This window comes from Streptomyces sp. NPDC002125, assembly GCF_053593715.1.
In genome coordinates, this window is sequence record NZ_JBSFDD010000005.1 from 295,168 (window position 1) to 314,533 (window position 19,366).

At 71.8% G+C, this 19,366-nt stretch carries 17 protein-coding genes; 11 read left to right on the top strand and 6 right to left on the bottom strand.

Annotated features, from left to right (window positions below; all coding sequences use genetic code 11):
- Nucleotides 1-43 precede the first annotated feature (43 nt).
- Complete coding sequence (locus tag ACWCQM_RS12010; RefSeq protein WP_450915177.1) at nt 44-1,159, bottom strand: ADP-ribosylglycohydrolase family protein; 1,116 nt, start codon at nt 1,157-1,159, stop codon at nt 44-46.
- A gap of 233 nt (nt 1,160-1,392) precedes the next feature.
- Between ACWCQM_RS12010 and ACWCQM_RS12015 the strand changes: the two genes are divergently transcribed.
- Both ACWCQM_RS12015 and ACWCQM_RS12020 read left to right on the top strand, forming a co-directional pair.
- Nucleotides 1,393-1,971, top strand: a complete 579-nt coding sequence (locus ACWCQM_RS12015; RefSeq protein ID WP_450915178.1) for a TetR/AcrR family transcriptional regulator — start codon at nt 1,393-1,395, stop codon at nt 1,969-1,971.
- Nucleotides 1,972-2,054: 83 nt separating this feature from the next.
- On the top strand, nt 2,055-2,837 hold the full coding sequence (locus tag ACWCQM_RS12020) for an SDR family NAD(P)-dependent oxidoreductase (protein ID WP_450915179.1): 783 nt from the start codon (nt 2,055-2,057) through the stop codon (nt 2,835-2,837).
- Between the two features lie 150 nt (nt 2,838-2,987).
- Here ACWCQM_RS12020 and ACWCQM_RS12025 read toward each other — a convergent pair whose 3' ends face one another.
- Nucleotides 2,988-4,094, bottom strand: a complete 1,107-nt coding sequence (locus ACWCQM_RS12025; RefSeq protein WP_450915180.1) for an alkene reductase — start codon at nt 4,092-4,094, stop codon at nt 2,988-2,990.
- Nucleotides 4,095-4,152: 58 nt separating this feature from the next.
- Between ACWCQM_RS12025 and ACWCQM_RS12030 the strand changes: the two genes are divergently transcribed.
- A complete protein-coding gene (locus tag ACWCQM_RS12030; RefSeq protein WP_450915181.1) occupies nt 4,153-4,521 on the top strand; it encodes a MerR family transcriptional regulator in 369 nt (122 codons plus the stop codon).
- 93 nt (nt 4,522-4,614) lie between these two features.
- On the opposite strand, the gene ACWCQM_RS12035 is transcribed toward ACWCQM_RS12030, so the two are convergent.
- A complete protein-coding gene (locus ACWCQM_RS12035; protein ID WP_450915182.1) occupies nt 4,615-7,191 on the bottom strand; it encodes a bifunctional FO biosynthesis protein CofGH in 2,577 nt (858 codons plus the stop codon).
- Between the two features lie 120 nt (nt 7,192-7,311).
- On the opposite strand from ACWCQM_RS12035, the gene ACWCQM_RS12040 reads away from it, so the two are divergent.
- Complete coding sequence (locus ACWCQM_RS12040) at nt 7,312-7,989, top strand: HAD family hydrolase (protein ID WP_450915269.1); 678 nt, start codon at nt 7,312-7,314, stop codon at nt 7,987-7,989.
- A gap of 147 nt (nt 7,990-8,136) precedes the next feature.
- Here ACWCQM_RS12040 and ACWCQM_RS12045 read toward each other — a convergent pair whose 3' ends face one another.
- Nucleotides 8,137-8,877 (bottom strand): FadR/GntR family transcriptional regulator, encoded by a 741-nt coding sequence (locus tag ACWCQM_RS12045; protein ID WP_450915183.1) that lies wholly within the window; start codon nt 8,875-8,877, stop codon nt 8,137-8,139.
- Between the two features lie 244 nt (nt 8,878-9,121).
- Between ACWCQM_RS12045 and ACWCQM_RS12050 the strand changes: the two genes are divergently transcribed.
- The 7 genes from ACWCQM_RS12050 (at nt 9,122) to ACWCQM_RS12080 (ending at nt 16,580) form a co-directional block, all read left to right on the top strand.
- Nucleotides 9,122-10,483: an MFS transporter gene (locus ACWCQM_RS12050; protein ID WP_450915184.1), complete on the top strand. Its 1,362-nt coding sequence runs from the start codon at nt 9,122-9,124 to the stop codon at nt 10,481-10,483.
- Complete coding sequence (locus ACWCQM_RS12055) at nt 10,483-12,219, top strand: dihydroxyacetone kinase family protein (RefSeq protein WP_450915185.1); 1,737 nt, start codon at nt 10,483-10,485, stop codon at nt 12,217-12,219. Before ACWCQM_RS12050 ends, ACWCQM_RS12055 begins: the two co-directional genes overlap by 1 nt.
- On the top strand, nt 12,219-12,710 hold the full coding sequence (locus ACWCQM_RS12060; protein ID WP_450915186.1) for a ribose-5-phosphate isomerase: 492 nt from the start codon (nt 12,219-12,221) through the stop codon (nt 12,708-12,710). Before ACWCQM_RS12055 ends, ACWCQM_RS12060 begins: the two co-directional genes overlap by 1 nt.
- Nucleotides 12,710-13,549: a triose-phosphate isomerase family protein gene (locus ACWCQM_RS12065; protein ID WP_450915187.1), complete on the top strand. Its 840-nt coding sequence runs from the start codon at nt 12,710-12,712 to the stop codon at nt 13,547-13,549. The genes ACWCQM_RS12060 and ACWCQM_RS12065 overlap by 1 nt, the downstream gene beginning before the upstream one ends.
- The gene (locus ACWCQM_RS12070; RefSeq protein ID WP_450915188.1) at nt 13,534-14,331 is read left to right on the top strand and encodes a sugar phosphate isomerase/epimerase family protein; all 798 of its coding nucleotides are present in this window, start codon (nt 13,534-13,536) and stop codon (nt 14,329-14,331) included. The genes ACWCQM_RS12065 and ACWCQM_RS12070 overlap by 16 nt, the downstream gene beginning before the upstream one ends.
- On the top strand, nt 14,331-15,200 hold the full coding sequence (locus ACWCQM_RS12075) for a phosphogluconate dehydrogenase C-terminal domain-containing protein (protein ID WP_450915189.1): 870 nt from the start codon (nt 14,331-14,333) through the stop codon (nt 15,198-15,200). The genes ACWCQM_RS12070 and ACWCQM_RS12075 overlap by 1 nt, the downstream gene beginning before the upstream one ends.
- Nucleotides 15,201-15,401: 201 nt before the next feature.
- Complete coding sequence (locus tag ACWCQM_RS12080) at nt 15,402-16,580, top strand: hypothetical protein (RefSeq protein ID WP_450915190.1); 1,179 nt, start codon at nt 15,402-15,404, stop codon at nt 16,578-16,580.
- A gap of 80 nt (nt 16,581-16,660) precedes the next feature.
- Here ACWCQM_RS12080 and ACWCQM_RS12085 read toward each other — a convergent pair whose 3' ends face one another.
- Complete coding sequence (locus ACWCQM_RS12085; RefSeq protein WP_450915191.1) at nt 16,661-18,145, bottom strand: peptidoglycan D,D-transpeptidase FtsI family protein; 1,485 nt, start codon at nt 18,143-18,145, stop codon at nt 16,661-16,663.
- 187 nt (nt 18,146-18,332) lie between these two features.
- Entirely contained in the window at nt 18,333-19,178 is an 846-nt protein-coding gene (locus ACWCQM_RS12090; protein ID WP_450915192.1) for an LLM class F420-dependent oxidoreductase, read from the bottom strand.
- Nucleotides 19,179-19,366 lie beyond the last annotated feature (188 nt).

The following is a 19,366-nucleotide window of genomic DNA, read 5'->3' on the forward strand; positions in this document are numbered from 1 at the left end:
CGCGGCGGCGTCCGCCCACTTCTGTCTTCCGTCCGGTTCCCGCTCAGTCGCGCGGGTAGCGGGCCAGCCAGCCGGGCGCCACGGCGGCCGGGCCGTGCAGGGCGGGGCCCTGGGTCATCTCCATCGCGAAGTCGTCGGAGAGTTCGAGGAGCGTCGAGCGCCCCTCCAGCTCCGCGAGCCAGGCGGGCGGCAGCGCCGTCTCCCCGTGCAGCGCCCCCAGGAGCGCCCCGCAGACCGCCCCCGTTGCGGCCGAAGGACCGGAGTGATTCACCGCGAGCCGCAGACCATGGCGTACGTCCTCGCCGACCAGCGCGCAGTACAGCGCCACGGCGAGCACCTCCTCCGCGGAGTCCGTGTCACCGAGCGCCTCGATGAGCGCGGGTCCCGGAATCCCCTGGCGTACGGAGCCGAGGGCCTGCCTGAGCCCCTCGGTGACCTGCTCGCTGCCCGCCCGTTCGGCGAGCAGGGCCAGCGCGTGCTGGACCGCACCGTCCAGGGTCTCGCCGCGGGCCAGCCCGTGCACCATCACGGCGAGGGCTCCGGCCGCGAGCTGGGCCGTGGCGTGGCCGTGGGTGTGGGCGGCGCACTCGACGGCCAGCTGGAGCACGAGCTGCGGCTCCCAGCCGACGAGCAGCCCGAAGGGCGCGGAGCGGGTGAGCGCGGCCGAGTCCCGCGCGGCGGGGTTCTTGGGGACGGCGAGGGTGCCCATCGTGGCGTCGCCGAAGCCGGCCAGGCACTCCCGGGTGGGGGCGCGGCGGGCGTACAGCCACTCCTCCCTGGCCAGCCATCCGTTGTCCTTGCGGCGCTCGTCGGGCCCCCAGGCACTCTGGGTGGCGGCCCAGCGCAGATGTGCGCGGTGCACGTCGGTGGGCGGGTGCCAGGCGCCGGTGTCACGGCGGACCTGGGCGCGGATCAGCCCGTCGACGGTGAAGAGGGTCAGCTGGGTGACGGCGGTGACGGCGCCCCGTCTGCCGTGCGCGGGGACGAAGTCGCTCACCCCGTCCACACCGTGTGCGGCACGTATCGCCTCCAGGGTCAGCCCGGAGACGCCCGCGCCGAGCGCGTCCCCGATGGCTCCGCCCAGCAGTGCTCCCCGTACCCGGCTCCGGAAGTCCTGCTGCTGGACACGGCCCCAGACAGCTGTGGTCCCTGTGCTCACCGTGCCCCTTCCGTCCGGCCCACCGTGTGCGACTGCGCAAGCACTGTAATCGAACGGAAGGCGCGGCTCAGGGGGCAGAACGGAATGTACGGACTGGTGGGCGAGAGCCCGTGTGCGCGGCTTTCCTCATGGTTTCCGGCGCGGCCTTCCGGGGCGGGTCGGGGCACGGCTCGCACAGATGGGCCCCACCTAGTTCTTGACCTACAGGTCCAATAAGGTCTACCGTCCAACCCATGGCACGGCCCAAGCAGTTCGATCCGGAAGTCGCCGTCGATCAGGCCATGGAGGTGTTCTGGCGCAAGGGTTACGGCGCCACCACCCCCCAGGACCTGGTGGACGCGCTCGGCATCGGCAAGGGCAGCCTGTACAACACGTTCGGAAGCAAGCACGCCCTCTTCGAGCAGGCACTCCGCCGGTACCGCGACAGCCAGACCCAGGCGCTGGCGGAGATGATCGAGGCACCCGGCCCGGTCAAGGAGCGCCTGCGCAAGGTCCTGACGCTCCTCGCGGAGATGGACCTCGCCGACCCCGACCGCCGCGGCTGCATGGCGGTGAACACGGCGGCGGAGCTCGCCGGAACCGACGAGACGGCCGCCGACATCGTCCGCCGCACACTCGACATCACCGAGGGAGCGTTCCGCGCACTGGTCGAGGAGGGGCAGCGCCGGGGAGAGATCACCCCCGACCGCGACCCCGCCGCCCTGGGCAGCCTGCTGCTCAACACCACCGTCGGCATGCGGCTCATCGCGCGTGTCGCCGAGGGCCCCGACCGGCTCGCCCGTGTGATCGACGCGACGATCGACTCGCTCTGACCCGGCACCACACCCGTCCCACCAGGGCCGGGTCTTCTTTTGGACTCATTTTGTACCCACAGTTACAGAACTGGAGACACGCCATGGATCTCAACCTCACCTCCAGGACCGCGGTCGTCACGGGTGCCGGCCGGGGCATCGGGCTCGCCACCGTCCGGACGCTGGCCTCCGAGGGCGTACGCGTCATCGGGTCGGCCCGCACCATCACGCCCGAGCTGAAGGAGACCGGAGCGCTGACGGTGTCGGCGGACCTCGGCACCGCCGACGGCGTCGCGGCCCTGATGGCCGAAGCACACAGGGAGTTCGGCGCCATCGACCTCCTGGTGAACAACGTCGGAGGCGGGGACGACGTGGAGCCCGTCGGCTTCCTCGACACCGACGACACGCAGTGGACCAGCACCTTCGACATCAATCTGCTGAGCGCCGTCCGTGCCACCCGCGCGGCGCTGCCCGGCCTGATCGAGCGCCGCGGATCGATCGTCAACGTGTCGTCCGTCAACTCCCGGCTGCCGGCGGCCGGCCCGGTCGCCTACAGCGCGGCCAAAGCGGCTCTCACCGCCCTCGGGAAGTCGCTGGCCGAGGAGTTCGGCCCTCAGGGGGTACGCGTCAACACCGTCTCGCCCGGTGTGGTGCGCACCGCCATCTGGGAGGACCCGGACGGCTTCGGGGGCAAGGTGGCGGCAGCCGCCGGGGCGGAGCACGCCGCGTTCCTCGAACAGATACCGCAGGCCTTCGGCATCACGACCGGACGCATCACCGAACCGCGTGAGGTCGCGGCCCTGATCGCGTTCCTGCTCTCGGACGTGGCCGGAAACATCACCGGTGCCGACTTCGTCATCGACGGTGGGACGGTCAAGTCGCTCTGACCCCGCTTTCACCCGCCCGGGGCGCCGAGGTCCTCCCGTACGGAGAGGTCTTCCGCGCCCCGGGACGCCCGCCCCCGCCTGCACTCCGCGACCCGCAGCACATCCCGCAGGGCGCCCTGTCGATCACCGGACTGTCCGCGCCCACGCGGCTCACCCCGCGGCGTCCAGCGTCGGGTAGTCCGTGTAGCCCGTCTCCCCGCCCACGTACATCATGTACGCGTCCCGGACCTGGTTGACCGGGCCGCCCGTACGCATCCGGCGGATCAGGTCGGGGTTGGCGAGGAAGGGGCGGCCGAGCGCGATCACGTCGGCCCCGGCGGCCAGCAGCCGTTCGCCGTGGGCGGCGCCGCCGTCGTCCGGGATGCGGTCCTTCGGCAGCACGGGGTTGGCGATCAGGGTGCCCGGCCAGTCCTTGCGGATGCGCTGGAAGACGGGGTCCTCCGGGTCGGCGTATCCCACATGGAGGTAGGCCAGGCCGCGGTCGGCGAGGGCGGCGAGGAGTGCGGGGTAGATCTCCTCGGTGTCACCCTCCACCATTCCGTTGACCGTGCTCCACGGCGAGATCCGCAGGCCCACCCGCTCGGGGCCGATCTCCGCCGCCACGGCCTCGACGACCTCCACGACGAAGCGGATGCGGTGCGCCACCGGCCCGCCGTAGCCATCGGTCCGCCGGTTGGTCCCCTGGCCCAGGAACTGGTGGAGCAGATGGCCGTTGGCGCTGTGCACCTCGACGCCCTCGAAGCCCGCCTCGATCGCGTTGCGCGCGGCGGAGGCGAAGTCGGCCACGGTGGACCTGATGTCCTCGGCGGTCATCTCACGGGGTACGACCGAGGGCACGCGCCCGGCCGGGGTGTGGATCGTCTCGGGCAGCGCGATCGGCGAGGGGGCGACGGGCGTCAGTCCGCTGGTGTCGGGGTGGCCGGCGCGCCCGCCGTGCTGGATCTGGAGGAACATCCGCCCGCCCTCCGCCCGGACGGCCTCGGTCACCCGGCGCCAGCCCTCGACCTGGGCGGGGCTGTGGATCGCCGTGATGTTCGGATAGGTCTGGCCCACGGGGTTCGGCGTGGACGCCTCGGCGATGATGAACCCCGCCGAGGCGCGCTGGGCGTAGTAGGTGGCCATGAGCGGGGTGGGTACGCCCTCGGCCGTGGCACGGTTCCGGGTCAGCGGGGCCATCACGAGGCGGTGGGGAAGCGTGAGCGGGCCGAGTACGACGGGCTCGAAGAGCTTCCTGGGGGAAGTGGCTGCGTTCGTCATGCCGGAACGGTAAGAATTGACACCGGTGTCAGGTTCAAGTCCGGAGGCGAGAAAACCCATGCGAATCGGCGAACTGGCCCGGCTGACGGGCGTGAGTGAGCGCTCCCTGCGCTATTACGAGACCCAGGGGCTGCTGACCGCCGACCGTACCCCGGGCGGCCACCGCGACTACCCGGACTGGGCGGTCGACCGCGTGATCCGTATCCAGGAGTTCTACGCGGCCGGACTGTGCAGCTCGAAGATCGCCGCGCTGCTGCCGTGCGTCCGGGACTCGGACGGCGGCCCCTCCGCGATCGCCACCCCGCGCCTGGTCGGCGACCTGTCCATGGAGCGCGACCGCATCGACCGGAAGATCGAGGAGCTGCGCCGCTCCCGGGAGGTGCTGGACGACGTGATCGCGACGGCGGCCGGCGAGAACGGAAGCTGAGCGCGCTCCGCGCCCCAGGACGCACCACGGGGTCCTGCCCCGCACCCGAGCGGGACGGGTACGGGGCAGGACCGTGCGGCAGGAGGGGCCGCGTCAGCCCTCCAGCACCGGCAGCAGCTCCGGCAGGTGGCCGTCCGAGGCCGTGGCGGCCTTGACGCGCTCCTCGGGCACCTCGCCGTACAGCGTCGTACGCGGCTTCGCCGGGCGGCCCGCCAGGTCGGCGATGGCGACGAGGTCCTGGATCGAGCGGTACGAACCGTAACTGGAGCCCGCCATACGGGAGATGGTCTCCTCCATCAGCGTCCCGCCCAGGTCGTTGGCGCCCGAGCGCAGCATCTCGGCCGCGCCCTCCGTGCCGAGCTTGACCCAGCTCGTCTGGATGTTGGTGATGTGCGGGTGGAGCAGCAGGCGGGCCATCGCGGTGACGGCGCGGTTGTCGCGGTCGGTGGGTCCGGGGCGGGCGATGCCCGCCAGGTAGACCGGGGCGTTGGTGTGGATGAAGGGCAGGGTCACGAACTCCGTGAAGCCGCCCGTCTCCTGCTGGAGGCGGGCCAGCGTCCTGAAGTGCCCGAGCCAGTGGCGGGGCTGGTCGACATGGCCGTACATCATCGTGGAGGAGGAGCGCAGGCCCGTCTCGTGCGCCGTCCTGATGACCTCCAGCCAGGTGGCGGTGGGCAGCTTCCCCTTGGTGAGGACCCAGCGGACCTCGTCGTCCAGGATCTCCGCCGCGGTGCCGGGGATGGAGTCGAGCCCGGCCTCCTTGGCGGCGGTCAGCCAGTCGCGGATGGACATGCCGGTGCGGGTCGCCCCGTTGACGACCTCCATCGGCGAGAAGGCGTGGACGTGCATCCCGGGCACGCGCTCCTTCACCGCGCGCGCGATGTCGAAGTACGCGGTGCCGGGCAGGTCCGGGTGGATACCGCCCTGCATGCAGACCTCGACCGCGCCGACGTCCCACGCCTGGGCCGCCCGGTCGGCGACCTGGTCCAGGGAGAGGGTGTAGGCGTCGGCGTCCGTACGCCGCTGGGCGAAGGCGCAGAAGCGACAGCCGGTGTAACAGACGTTGGTGAAGTTGATGTTCCTGGTGACGATGTAGGTGACGTCGTCACCGACCACGTCGCGGCGCAGGGTGTCCGCGATGCGGCACAGCTCGTCCAGCGCCGGGCCGTCCGCGTGGAGCAGGGCGAGGGCCTGGTCGTCGGTGAGCTTCGTGGGGTCGTCGGCGGCCTGGCTCAGCGCCTGGCGCACGTCGGTGTCGATCCTGGACGGGACCATGCCGGGGGCGGCGGCCTCGCGCAGGGCCTCCCAGTCGCCGTACACCTCGTCGAAGTCGTCGCGCCGGTCACCGGTGCGGCCCTCCGTGTCGATGGTGCGGTGCAGATCGGTGCGGCCGGAGGCGTTGAAGCCCTCGTCGGGCTCCTGCCAGGGCAGCCCGGCCGGGATCGCGCCCTCCTTCGCCAGGCCCGTCTCCGGGTCGGCGAGCGCCCGCACGTGCGGGAGGAGGCGCGGGTCGAGCCAGGGCTCACCGCGCTGGATGAACTCCGGGTAGATGGTGAGGCGTTCGCGGAGCTGGAAGCCGGACTCGGCGGTGCGTGCGGCGAGTTCGTCGATGTGCGGCCAGGGGCGCTCGGGGTTCACATGGTCCGGGGTGAGCGGTGAGACGCCGCCCCAGTCGTCGATGCCCGCGCCGATCAGCAGGGCGTACTCGGCGTCGACGAGATTCGGCGGGGCCTGGATGCGGGCCGAGGGGCCGAGGATGTGGCGGGCGACGGCGATCGCCGCGGCCAGCTCCTCCAGTTCGGCGTCCGGCATCCCGCGCATCGCGGTGTCCGGCTTGGCGCGGAAGTTCTGGACGATGACTTCCTGTATGCCGTGGTAGGCGCGGGCCGTCTTGCGCAGCTCGAAGAGGGAGTCGGCCCGCTCCTCGTACGACTCGCCGATGCCGATCAGGATGCCCGTGGTGAACGGCACGTTGGACCGGCCCGCGTCCTCCAGCACCCGTAGCCGGACGGCCGGCTCCTTGTCCGGGGAGCCGTAGTGCGGTCCGCCCTTCTCGGACCAGAGCCGGGTGGCCGTGGTCTCCAGCATCATGCCCATGGAGGGGGCGACGGGCTTCAGCCGCTGGAGGTCCGTCCACGTCATCACACCCGGGTTCAGGTGCGGCAGCAGTCCCGTCTCCTCCAGGACGCGGATCGCCATGGCGCGTACGTACGCGAGGGTGTCGTCGTAGCCCTCCGCCTCCAGCCACTCGCGGGCCTCGGGCCAGCGGTCCTCGGGGCGGTCGCCGAGCGTGAACAGGGCCTCCTTGCAGCCCATTTCGGCGCCCTTGCGGGCGATGTCGAGGATCTCGTCCGGCGACATGAACATCCCGTGCCCCGCCTTGCGGAGCTTGCCCGGCACGGTCACGAAGGTGCAGTAGTGGCAGGTGTCACGGCAGAGCCGGGTCAGCGGGATGAAGACCTTGCGGGAGTACGTGATCACACCCGGCCGGCCCGCGGCTTCGAGGCCCGCGTCCCTGACCCGGGCGGCGGACGCGGCGAGGTCGGTCAGGTCCTCCCCCCTGGCCTGGAGCAGGACGGCGGCCTCGGCCACATCGAGGGCGACGCCGTCGCGAGCCCGCCGCAGGGCACGCCGCATGGCGTTGGTCGTGGGGCGCTGAGCATCGGTCATGAACCGAGCATACGAGCGCGGCACCCGGTCCGGACCAGGGCCTCTGTCCGGCGTAACCAGCTGTTCACCGCTGGCGCCTTGGCCGTTATATACCGCTTGCCCCGTAGGCTCGGAGAGGTGATGGAAACGATCGTCTTCGACATCGGAGAAACCCTCGTCCGCGACGACCGCCTCTGGGCCTCGTGGGCCGACTGGCTCGGGGTCCCGCCGCACACGGTCAGCGCGCTGGTCGGCGCCTCGGTCGTGCAAGGGCGTGACGCCGCCGACGCCCTGCGGGTGCTGCGCCCCGGCATGGACGTCACCGAGGCCTATCACGCCCGTGCGGCGGCGGGGCGGGGCGAGCACCTGGACGAGACGGACCTCTATCCCGACGTCCGCCCCGCCCTGGCCGAACTGCGCGCGCTCGGGCTGCGGGTCGTCGTCGCGGGCGACCGGACGGCGCGGACGGGAGAGCTGCTGCGGGCGCTGGACCTGCCGGCCGACCTGGTCGTCACCTCGCAGGAGTGGGGCGCGGCCAAGCCGGACCCGGAGTTCTTCGCCCGTGTGCTGGAGGTGTCGGGCGCCGCTCCCGAGGCCACCCTCTACGTGGGCGACCACCCGGCAGACGACCTGTTCCCCGCGAGGTCGGCGGGCTTGCGCACGGCGCACATCCGGCGTGGCCCGTACGGTCATTGGTGGGCGGACCACCCGGACGTCCTGGAGACGGCGGACTGGCGCGTCGACTCCCTGACCGAGCTGCCGGCGCTGCTCGGCGGACTCGGGCGGCGCGAGATCCCGGTCGCGGAGTCGCAGGGCTGAGCGCCCCCTCGGAGCCGAAGGCCGACGAGGGGCCGGGCGCCACGGAAGGGCTGCGCCTCACGGAGGGGCCGGGCGCCACGGAAGAGCCGAGCGGCCCAGAGGGGCCGGACACCCCGCAGGGGCCAGGCGCCACGCACGGGCCGGGTGTCAGTCCTCGTCGCCGCGGAGCGAGAGCCGCAGCCGGTCGCTTGCGAGCCGCATGTGCTCGGCCATCGCCGCGTCCGCGCCCTCCGGGTCCCCCGCCCTGATCGCGTCGAGCACGGCGCCGTGCTCGTGCAGCGTCCCGCTGACCGTTCCCTCGATGTCGCCCGCCCGCTCCATCCACACCTGGAGCAGGGCCCGGATGGAGTGCAGGATGTCGCTGAGCACCGTGTTGCGGGCGATGTTCGCGGTCTCCAGGTGGAAGGCGATATCGGCGTCGATGAACGCCTTGACGTCCGTCCCCGCCTCCCGCATCCGCTCCAGGTGCTCCTCCAGCCGCTCGACGTCCGCCTCGGACGCGCGGTCGGCGGCCAGCCGCGCCGACATGCCCTCCATGAAGGTGCGGACCTCGACGAGGTCCTGTGTGCGGCGCTGACCCAGCATCAGGCCCCAGTTGATGGCGCGCGGCAGGAACTCCGAGGTCCCCTCGCGGACGTACGAGCCCGAGCCCGGCCTGATCTCGATGATGCCCAGCACGTCCAGCGCCGAGAGCGCCCCGCGCACGCTGGAGCGCGCGACGCCCAGGGCGTCGGCGAGCTGACGCTCGGCGGGCAGTCGCGTGCCCGGCTTCAGGTTGCCGTCGGACAGATGATCAAGGAGCCGCTTGGCCACCTCACTGACCGAGGACTCCCTGACGACGGGGCGCAGAAGTGACGTGAAATCGGGCTCTTCGGGCTGCGTGGACACGCTGACCAGTACATCAGACGGGGCGGCGGAACCCCGGAGCGGGCGGACGATAACGCGCTCATCGGTCCAGGAGAAGAGCTCAGGGGAGCGACCTACGTCACTTTGGTAAATTGGTGACCAATTTAGGATCCGGGGCTAGCTTGGAGTTGTTCACCGGCCGGAAACACGACCTTCCACGGTTCGCCTTCACCGGCCGGAGTAGACACAGAACCGGACAAAGCGGTCCGCAAGCGAGGAGTCTTCCATGGGCGCGACTGCGCATTCCGCGATCGAGAGATCAGCGATCAAGAAGGTCTCGATCCGTCTCGTCCCCTTCGTGGCCCTGATGTTCTTCGTGAACTACCTGGACCGGACGGCCGTCTCCTTCGCCGAGCCGAACGGCATGGGCCAGGACCTCGCACTCACCGCGGCGCAGTTCGGCTTCGCCTCCGGCGTCTTCTTCATCGGCTACATCATTCTCGAAGTGCCCAGCAACATGGCCCTGCACAAGTTCGGCGCCCGGCGCTGGCTGGCCAGGATCATGGTGAGCTGGGGCGTCGTCGCCCTCCTCTTCACCTGGGTGCAGAACAGCGAGCAGCTGTATACGCTCCGCTTCCTGCTCGGTGTCGCCGAGGCCGGGTTCTTCCCCGGCGCGATCCTCTTCCTCAGCCAGTGGGTGCCCTCCCGGCACCGTACGAAGGTGCTCGGCCTCTTCTATCTGGCGCAGCCGCTGACCACCGTCATCGGCGCCCCGCTGGCCGGCTGGTTCATCAACCAGCACGGGCTCTTCGGCCTCGAGGGGTGGCGCGTGATGTTCCTCGGCGTGTCCGTCCCGGCCATCCTGCTGGGCGTCATCGCCTGGTTCTACCTGATCGACAAGCCGGCCGACGCGAAGTGGCTGACCGCCGAGGAGAAGACCTGGCTGACGGACGAGCTGGCCGCGGAGAACGCCGGCAAGACCGGTGCCGACGAGGAAACCGGCCACGGCAAGCAGGCACTGAAGGCCGCCTTCACCAACGGCCGCGTCTGGACGCTCGCCCTCATCTACTTCGGCTTCATCTACGGCCTGTACGCCCTCGCCTTCTTCCTGCCGACGATCATCAACGGCTTCCAGGAACAGTTCGGCACGACGTTCAGCGTCATGGACAAGGCCCTGATCACGGCCATCCCCTATCTCCCGGCCGCGATCGTCCTCTACTTCTGGTCCCGCCACGCCACCCGGCACGGTGTCCGCACCTGGCACATCGCGGGCCCGGCGGTCGTCGGAGGGATCTCCATCCCGCTCGCCCTCTACATGGGCTCGCCTGCCGCCACGGTCGCCGTCATCACCGTCACCGCGTGTGCGATCTTCGCCGCGCTGCCGGTCTTCTGGTCCGTCCCCTCGCAGTTCCTGACCGGTGCGGCAGCCGCCGCCGGTATCGCCCTGATCAACACCGCGGGCAACGTGGCCGGCTTCGCCGCCGGTTATGTCACCGGCTGGCTGAAGGACTTCAGCGGTGCCTACTACCTGCCGCTGTTCCTGGTCGGGGCCTTCATGCTCATGTCCGCCGCGCTGATGCTGTGGCTCGCCAACCGGTCCAAGGGCCAGGGCGCGAACCACGGCCGGCCTCTCGCAGAGGTTCGCTGATGACCCGCCTGTCCAACGACCCCGCCGCCTTCGCCGACGAGGCGCTCGAAGGCTTCGTCGCCGCCCACCCCCGCCGGGTCCGCCAGGTCCCGGGCGGGGTGGTCCGGGCCACCCGGACCGCTCCCGGCCAGGTCGCCGTCGTGGTCGGCGGCGGCTCCGGCCACTACCCGGCCTTCTCCGGCCTGGTCGGCCAGGGCCTCGCCCACGGCGCGGCGGTCGGCAACGTCTTCGCCTCGCCCTCCGCCCACCAGGTGAGCCAGGTCGCGCGGGCCGCCGAGACCGGCGGCGGCGTCCTCCTCGCATACGGGAACTACGCGGGCGACGTCCTGCACTTCGGCCAGGCGGCCCAGCAGCTGACCGCCGAGGGCATACCCGCCCGCACGCTCGGCGTCACGGACGACATGTCCAGCGCCTCGCCCGACGAGGCGCACAAGCGCCGTGGTGTCGCCGGTGACCTGGTCGTATTCAAGGCAGCCGCGGCGGCGGCCGAAGCGGGGCTCCCGCTGGACGAGGTGACCAGGATCGCCGAGCTGGCGAACGCCCGCACCCGGTCCTTCGGGGTCGCGTTCTCCGGCTGCACGCTGCCCGGCGCGGACCACCCCCTCTTCACCGTGCCCGAGGGCCGGATGGCCGTCGGCCTCGGCATCCACGGCGAACCCGGCATGGGCGAGCAGCCCGTGCCGACCGCCGACGAGGCGGCCGAACTCCTCGTCTCCACCGTGCTCGGCGAACTCCCCGAGGGCGTCGCCTCGCCGCGCGGGCAGCGGGCCGCCGTGATCCTGAACGGCCTCGGCTCCGTGAAGTACGAGGAGCTGTTCGTCGTCTACCGCAGGGTCGCCCAGCTCCTCGCCGAGGCCGGGGTGGAGGCCGTGGACCCCGAGGTCGGCGAGCTGGTCACCAGCTTCGACATGGCGGGCGTCTCGCTCACCCTGTGCTGGCTCACCGACGAGCTGGAGCCCCTGTGGACGGCCCCGGCCGACGCCCCCGCCTATCGCAAGGGCGTCGTCGAGGCCGCGGACCTGGTCACCGAGGACGCCACGGCACAGGACACCGAGGACACCGTCCCGCCCGCCTCCGACGCGTCCCGGGAGGCGGCCCGCACCGTCCTCGCGGCCCTGCGCGCCCTCAAGGAGACCGTCGACATCCACGCCGACGAGCTCGGCCGGATCGACGCGGTCGCCGGTGACGGGGACCACGGGATCGGCATGCGGCGCGGCTCCACCGGGGCGTACGAGGCCGCCGCCCGCGCCGAAGCGCTCGGCGCGGGCGCGGAAACGCTTCTGCACCGGGCCGCCGACGCCTGGGCCGACCGTGCGGGCGGCACCTCCGGAGCCCTGTGGGGCGTGATCCTCCGGGCCGTCGGCGCCTCGCTCGGCGACACCGAGCGGCCCTCCGCGCCCCTGGTGGCCTCCGGGGTCGCCCAGGCGGCGGCGGGCGTGATGGAGCTGGGGAAGGCGGAGGTCGGCGACAAGACGATGGTCGACGTCCTCGTCCCCTTCTCCTACGCGCTCACTGCCGCCGTCGAGGCGGGGCAGCCGCTCGCCACCGCCTGGGACACGGCCGCGCACTCCGCGCACGCCGCCGCCGAGGCCACCGCGGACCTGCTCCCCCGGATGGGCCGCGCCCGCCCGCACGCCGAGAAGAGCCTCGGCACTCCGGACGCCGGAGCCCACTCGCTCGCCCTGATCGTCCGCGCCGTGCACGGCGTGTTCGCACCCACCCTGGAGAACCACTGATGTCCGAGAAGCTCCGTATCGTCGTCGGCTCCGACGACGCCGGCCACGCGTACAAGGAAGCGCTCAAGAAGGACCTGGAGGCCAGCGGTCTGGTCGCCGCCGTCACCGATGTGGGCGTCGACGCGGACGGGCACACCGCCTATCCCAAGGTCGCCATCGCCGCCGCCGAGATGGTCGCCCGCGGCGAGGCCGACCGCGCCCTCCTGGTCTGCGGCACCGGCCTCGGGGTGGCCATCGCCGCCAACAAGGTCAAGGGAATCCGGGCCGTCACCGCGCACGACTCCTTCTCCGTCGAGCGCGCCGTCCTCTCCAACAACGCCCAGGTCCTCACCTTCGGCCAGCGCGTCGTCGGGCTGGAGCTGGCCCGCCGGCTGGCCGCCGAGTGGCTGACGTACCGCTTCGACGAGGCGTCGGCCTCCGCCGCCAAGGTCGCGCTGATGGACGACTACGAGAACAAGAACGACGAGAACCAGCAGGAAGCCGCAGCCTGATGTCCGCCGCGCAGAACGCCGCGCAGAACCCCCGGGTCACGATCGGGGTGAGCCTGAAGATGTACTTCGGCCACCACGACACCCTCAACTGGGCCCGCGCCATCGCCTCCCTGGCCGCCCGGCACCCTGCCGTCACCGGCGGCACGGCCGAGCTGTTCGTGCTGCCCGCCTTCCCCGCGCTCGTCCCGGTCACCGGCATCCTGGCCGGTACCGAGGTGCGGACCGGGGCGCAGGACCTCGCCACCGAGGACTCCGGTCCGTACACCGGCGAGGTCAGCGGCGCCCATCTGCACGAGATCGGTGCCCGCTACGCCGAGGTCGGCCACGCCGAGCGCCGCCGGCTCTTCGGCGAGGGCGACACGGTCGTCGCCGCCAAGACGGCCGCCGCCCTGCGCAACGGCCTCACCCCGGTGCTCTGCGTCGGCGAACTCGACCAGGTCGCCCCGGCGGAGGCCGCCGCCCGCACGGTCGCCGAGGCCGAACGCGTCCTGGCCACGGCGTCCCAGGAGGGCCCCCTCGCCCCGGTGATCCTCGCGTACGAGCCGCAGTGGGCCATCGGCGCGCCCCGGCCCGCCTCCCCCGGGCACATCCGGACGGTCTGCGAGGCCCTCACCACCTGGCTCGCCACCCAGCCCGCCCTGGCCGGCAGCCGCGTGATCTACGGCGGAAGCGCGGGCCCCGGCCTGCTGACCGAACTGGGCACGGGCGTCGACGGGCTGTTCCTCGGCCGCTTCGCCCACGACCCGGCGGCGGTGGAACGCATCCTCGACGAGACGCTGGAAGGCGAGACGCCGGAAGGCGCCGCGCCGGAAGGAGCCCTGGCATGTCCTACGGCCTGAGCACCTACGCCTACTTCTGGCGCATCTCGGACAAGGCGCCCCGCCCCCTCACGCTCGACGAGATGCTCGCGCAGACCCGGGAGCTGGGCGGCGAGGTCTTCCAGATCTGCGACTACCCGCCGATCGAGACGTACGACGACGAGCGGCTCGACGCCCTGCGCGCCACGGCGGCCGGCCACGGCATCACGCTGGAGCTCGGCACCAGGGGTGTGCGCACCGAGCACCTCACCGCCTACCTCCGGATCGCGCGGCGTCTGGGCGTCACCCTGGTCCGCTCCATGCTGAACACGGCGGACCACCGGCCGACGGTCGCGGAGGCCACCGCCCTGCTGCGCGAGGCCGTCCCCGCCTACGCGGCAGCGGGCGTCACGCTCGGCCTGGAGACCTACGAACAGGTCTCCACCGACGACCTGCTGGCCGTCGTACGCGGTGTGGACAGCCCGCACCTCGGCGTCGTCCTGGACCCGGGCAACAGCGTGGCCCGGCTGGAGCGGCCGGTGGACGTCGTCGAGGCCACCGCCCCCCACGTGGTGAACATCCACGTCAAGGACTTCTCGTTCTCCCGCCGCGACGGCTGGGTCGGCTTCACCTTCGCCGGCTGCCCTCTCGGCGAGGGCCTGCTCGACTACCGCCACATGATCGACACCGTCGGGGCGGACGAGCGGGGCATCAACCAGATCGTGGAGCACTGGCTCCCCTGGCAGGGCGATTTCGAGGAAACCGCCCGCCTGGAGGACCAGTGGACCCGGCACAGCATCAACACCCTTCTGAGGAGCAAGTAATGGCCACCGGATCCAGGACCGTCGCCGTCATCGGGGCCGCAGGCAAGATGGGCCAGCGCGTCTCCAACAACCTGGTCGAGAGCGACTTCACCACCCTCTTCGCCGAGAACTCCCCCAAGGGCCAGGAGCTCGTCCGCGAGCTCGGCCGCGAGCTGACGGACAGCGCCGACGCCGCCGCGCAGGCGGACGTCGTGATCCTGGCCGTGCCGGACGTCGTCCTCGGTACGGTCTCCGAGCAGCTCGTCCCGGTCATGAAGCCCGGCGCGATCCTGCTGACGCTGGACCCGGCCGCCGCGTACGCCGGTCTGCTGACCCGTCGCGCGGACGTGCACAACGCCGTCGCGCACCCCTGCCACCCGTCGGTGTTCCTGGAGCGCACGACGAAGGAGGAGTGGGCGGACACCTTCGGCGGCATCGCGGCCCCGCAGGAGGTCGTCGCCTCCTTCGAGCCCGCCGCCGAGTCCGCCGACCCGGCCGCCCAGGAGCTGGCCGAGGCCGTCATCTCCACCATGTACGCCCCGGTCGTCGAGGTGCACTGGGTGACGGTCAAGCAGCTCGCCGTCCTGGAGCCGACCCTCGTCGAGACGATCGCCTGCATGGTCGGCGCCCTGCTGACCGAGGCCCTCCACGAGACCGTCCACACGGTGGGCGTCCCGGAGAAGGCGGCCCGCGCCATGCTTCTCGGCCACACCCAGGTCGCGCTGGCCAACACCCTCAAGGGCTCGAACCCGTTCTCCGACGCGTGCCTGATCGCGATGGACTACGGCCGCGAGTCGATCGTCCGCGACGACTGGAAGAACGTCTTCCGGGACGACGAGCTCGACAAGGTCATCACGCGGATGCTCAAGATCAAGGAGATCAAGCGCTGACCCGGTCCTGACACCGGCACCACCGCTCAGGCCGCCGCGAACCGGGCCGGGCTCTCCATCAGGGGTGGAGGGCCCGGCCCTTCCGCGTGCCCGGGGGCGCCGAGCCGGCGTACACCCGTGACCGGCACGTGATCACCGCACCGTAACCTCACTCCGTCCAGGGGGAATTCACGGGGTGCACGACCACGGCGGGGGCGGCACATGGGATACGGACGCGCGGCGACAGCCGCACTGGCCGGAGGGATCGTCCTCACGGCACTGCTGTGGTGGGCGGGGGCGAGCGATGAGGTGCTGCGCCTGCGGGGCAGTACCCGTGTGTTCGGTGCCGAAGGCGTCGGAGACCTCCAGCGCTGGCTCGCCCCCTGGTCGTACGACACCGCGGAGTGGGTCCGCGAACGTGTCGAGCTGCCGGGCGCGACCGACAGTGGCCGCTATCTGTCGCTGTACACGACCGCGATGCAGATCCGGTTCTTCGCGCTGTTCGCCTTCTTCGTGCCCGGCGCACTGCTCCTCGTCCGCAGGCTCCCCCCGGTGAACGGCCGGATGCCCGCGGCGCTTCTCGCGCTGTGGGCGTGGGGGATGGTGGCGGGCACACTGGCCGTGACCGTCTCCGCGCCGTGGATGGTCGCCGCGGCGGGGCGCGGAAGCTACCGCTTCCTGCCCGAGCTGTCCTCCCAGATCTCCTCGGGGCGGCAGGTCCTGGTGCCCCTCGCGCTGCTCGCGGCGGTGGTTACCGCACTCGTGGCGCGGGCGACCGCCCAGGGGGCGGGCCCGCTGCCGCGCGGGGAGGCTCCCGCTCGCGCCCGTACGGCGGCCACGGCCGGCACCGTCGTCGTCGCGCTGTCGCTGGTGATCCTCTCCTACCAGCGGGTCGCGGCGGAGATCCAGGGGATCACCGTCACCGGGCGCCTGCTCTCCGAACCGGGCGACCTGCTGCGCCAGTGGCTGCTGCTCGGCGGCTGGTCGGGCCCGGCGGGCACCTCCTTCGGCCGCTGGCTCCTGTACCGTGCCGCGGACGCCCTGCTCCTGGCCGTGGTGTGGTGCGGCCTGCGGTGGCTGCCCGGCCTGCTGACCCGGGTCTCCGTGTGGGCGATGGCGGCCGGCGGTCTCTGCGCCACGGTCATCGGACTGCTGGCGAGCCAACTGATGTACGCCGTCGTCGAGATGACCAGCTCCTACGGCCTGGCCTACGGACCGCTGCGGGTCTTCGCGAACCTCGGCAACGGCGTCCCGGCCGCCCTGGTCTGGGGAACGGTGGCCGGCCTCACCGCGGTCATGACCCTCCGCCTGGCCGGAGGCCGTACGCCCCCACCGGCCACGAGCCCGGGTCCGGCACCGGGTCCACGTCCGGCAGAACTGCCGGACCGAGCCACGGAATGAAGCCGGCCCCCGTCCGGCGAAGACGCCGGGCGGGGGCCGTGGTTGCGGGCCGCGGGGGTGGCGGTTCCGTGAGGTGCCGCCTACTTCCCCAGTACCGCCTGCATGACCTTCTTGGCGATCGGGCCGCCCAGCCCGCCACCCGAGATGTCCGAGCGGGAGATGTCCATCGCCGTCGGGTCGATGAACACCGCGACCGCCACCGACCGGCCGTCGGACGTCTTGCCGTACGAGACGAACCAGCCGTACGGGACTTCCTTGGTGACGTCGTCGCCGCGCTGGGCGGTACCCGTCTTGCCGCCCACCGTCACGCCGTCGATCAGGGCGCGCTGCGCACTGCCCTCCTTGGCGGTGAACTCCATCATCTCCTGGACCTTCTTCGCCGTCTCCTCGGAGACCGCCTGGCTCTTGAGCTCGGGCTCGTGCTTCTCCAGGGTCGACAGGTCCGGGCCGCGCAGCTCGTCGACGATGTACGGCTGCATCAGCTTGCCGTCGTTGGCGAGGGCCGCCGTGACCATCGCCATCTGCATCGGGGTGCTCGTGAGGCTGCCCTGGCCCATGCCGGTGAGGGCGGTGCCGGGCTTGTCCAGCTCGGCCGGGTAGAGGCTCTTCGTGGCGAGCATGTCCCCGAAGGTGTCGGAGTAGACGTCCTCGTTGAAGCCGAACTTCTCGGCCGTCTCACGCATCCCCTCGTCACCCACCTCCAGCGCGGCGTCCAGGAAGACGTTGTTGCAGGAGTACTGCATGGCCGTCTTCATCGACGCCTTGCTGCACGTCGCGTCGCCCGCCTCGCTGCTGATCGTGCTCGACGACAGCGGCAGCTTGTACGGGGAGGCCGCCTTGCTCGGCGCGTTCACGTCCGTGACGACACCGTGCTCCAGAGCGGCCGCGGCCGTCAGGATCTTGAAGGTGGAGCCGGGCGGGAAGGTCTCGCGCAGCGGGCGGTTGGCCAGCGGCTTGCTCTTCGCGTCGACCAGGGACTGGAACTTGTCGCCCTCCTTGAAGGAGTTGCCCGCGAAGACCGAGGGGTCGTACGAGGGCGTGGAGACCAGCGCGAGGACCTTGCCGGTGGCCGGGTCGAGGGCGACGACCGCGCCCCGGGCGTCGAGATCGGTCAGCCCCTTGTAGGCCGCCTCCTGCGCCTTCGCGTCGATGGTGGTGATCACATCGCCGCCGCGCCGTTCCTCACCGGTGAGGATGTCCTTGGCGTGCCGGAAGGCGAAGCGCTCGTCCTGGCCGCTGAGGATGCTGTCGTACGTCTTCTCCAGGAGGGACATGCCCTGCGCCTGGGAGGCGTAGCCCGTGACGGGGGCGTACATCGGGCCCTGCTTGAAGGTGCGCTGGTACTTGAAGTCGGTCCCCTCGACCTCCTTCGAGCCCGTGATCGCCTTGCCGTCCACGATGATGTCGCCGCGCGGGGTCGCGAACTGGGTGATCTTGACGCGGCGGTTGTGCTCGTGGGTGGCGAGCTCCTCGCTCTCGGCGAACTGGAGCCAGTTGGCCCGTATCAGCAGAGCCAGCATCAGCAGCCCACAGAAGATGGCTATGTGCCGCAACGGCCTGTTCATCGTGCTCCCGCTCCCAGGCAGCCAGGCACACACGCACACGGGCCGCACCATCGATGTCCGGAGGTGATAGATGCGATTTTAGCGCCGATGGTTCCGCCGGAGGATCACGCCGCCGGAATCCCGGAACGGACCGCGAGCCACCGCACCGGCCCGCACCGGAACCCCCGGACGGCTCGACGGCCGCCCCTCAGAGGTACGCGGCGTAGGCGTCCAGCGCCCGCAGCACCTCCGGCTCCCCCGCCGGGGGCAGTTGGAGCACGACCTCCTCGACGCCCAGTTCCGCGAAGTACTCCAGCTTCCCCGGGGAGGGCACCACCGCGTACGGGACCACCTGGAGCTGCTTCGGGTCGCGCCCCGCCTCCTCCCAGGCCGCACGCAGCTTCGGCACGGACTCCGACAGGCCGCGCCCGCCGATCGGCAGCCAGCCGTCCGCCTCCCGGGCGATCTGCGCGAACAGCTTCGGCCCGGCCGCCCCGCCGATCAGGGTGCGCGGTCCGCTCACGGGACCGCGCGGCTTCTGCACCGGCTTCGGATAGGCGTGGCTCGCCCGGACCGAGCCGAACTCGCCCTTGTACGCCGTCGGTTCGTCCGCCCACAGGGCCCGCATCAGGGCGAGCCGCTCGCTGCCGAGCGCGCGCCGGGTCGGCCACTCCACACCGTGGTCGGCGGCCTCCTCCACGTTCCAGCCGAAGCCGATGCCGAGCGTCAGACGGCCGCCCGAGAGGTGGTCGAGGGTGGCGGCCTGCTTCGCGAGGTCGATGGGGTCATGCTGGGCGATCAGCGTGATGCCCGTGCCGAGCGCCAGCCGCTCGGTGACCGCCGAGGCCTGCCCCAGCGCGACGAAGGGGTCGAGCGTGCGGCCGTATTCGGCCGGCAGCTCGCCGCCCGCCGGGTACGGCGTCTCCCGGCTCACCGGGATGTGGGTGTGCTCGGGCAGATACAGCCCGGCGAATCCCCGCTTCTCCAGTTCACGCGCCAGCCGAACCGGCGTGATCGTCTCGTCGGTGAGGAAGATGGTTGTGGCGATCCGCATGCGAGGCACCTCCGTCGTCGTCCGTGACGGCTCCAAGTCCGTGACGGCTCCCACGGTATGCGTTCACGCAGGCCACCCGCGATGCCCAGGACCCCGTTTCGGCCGCAACTCCCGCCGGTTTCCAGCCGGAAGCGGCTCCGGCCCCGGGCTCGTACGCCCGCGAGGAGCCGGCCGCCCCAGGGACCGCT

Excerpts from the sequence above, each read along its gene's own strand:
- ACWCQM_RS12015 (WP_450915178.1), top strand. The coding sequence starts at position 1,393 with ATGGCACGGCCCAAGCAGTTCGATCCGGAAGTCGCCGTCGATCAGGCC.
- ACWCQM_RS12020 (WP_450915179.1), top strand. The coding sequence starts at position 2,055 with ATGGATCTCAACCTCACCTCCAGGACCGCGGTCGTCACGGGTGCCGGC.
- ACWCQM_RS12025 (WP_450915180.1), bottom strand. The coding sequence starts at position 4,094 with ATGACGAACGCAGCCACTTCCCCCAGGAAGCTCTTCGAGCCCGTCGTA.
- ACWCQM_RS12030 (WP_450915181.1), top strand. The coding sequence starts at position 4,153 with ATGCGAATCGGCGAACTGGCCCGGCTGACGGGCGTGAGTGAGCGCTCC.
- ACWCQM_RS12035 (WP_450915182.1), bottom strand. The coding sequence starts at position 7,191 with ATGACCGATGCTCAGCGCCCCACGACCAACGCCATGCGGCGTGCCCTG.
- ACWCQM_RS12040 (WP_450915269.1), top strand. The coding sequence starts at position 7,312 with ATGGAAACGATCGTCTTCGACATCGGAGAAACCCTCGTCCGCGACGAC.
- ACWCQM_RS12050 (WP_450915184.1), top strand. The coding sequence starts at position 9,122 with ATGGGCGCGACTGCGCATTCCGCGATCGAGAGATCAGCGATCAAGAAG.
- ACWCQM_RS12055 (WP_450915185.1), top strand. The coding sequence starts at position 10,483 with ATGACCCGCCTGTCCAACGACCCCGCCGCCTTCGCCGACGAGGCGCTC.
- ACWCQM_RS12060 (WP_450915186.1), top strand. The coding sequence starts at position 12,219 with ATGTCCGAGAAGCTCCGTATCGTCGTCGGCTCCGACGACGCCGGCCAC.
- ACWCQM_RS12065 (WP_450915187.1), top strand. The coding sequence starts at position 12,710 with ATGTCCGCCGCGCAGAACGCCGCGCAGAACCCCCGGGTCACGATCGGG.
- ACWCQM_RS12070 (WP_450915188.1), top strand. The coding sequence starts at position 13,534 with ATGTCCTACGGCCTGAGCACCTACGCCTACTTCTGGCGCATCTCGGAC.
- ACWCQM_RS12075 (WP_450915189.1), top strand. The coding sequence starts at position 14,331 with ATGGCCACCGGATCCAGGACCGTCGCCGTCATCGGGGCCGCAGGCAAG.
- ACWCQM_RS12080 (WP_450915190.1), top strand. The coding sequence starts at position 15,402 with ATGGGATACGGACGCGCGGCGACAGCCGCACTGGCCGGAGGGATCGTC.
- ACWCQM_RS12085 (WP_450915191.1), bottom strand. The coding sequence starts at position 18,145 with ATGAACAGGCCGTTGCGGCACATAGCCATCTTCTGTGGGCTGCTGATG.
- ACWCQM_RS12090 (WP_450915192.1), bottom strand. The coding sequence starts at position 19,178 with ATGCGGATCGCCACAACCATCTTCCTCACCGACGAGACGATCACGCCG.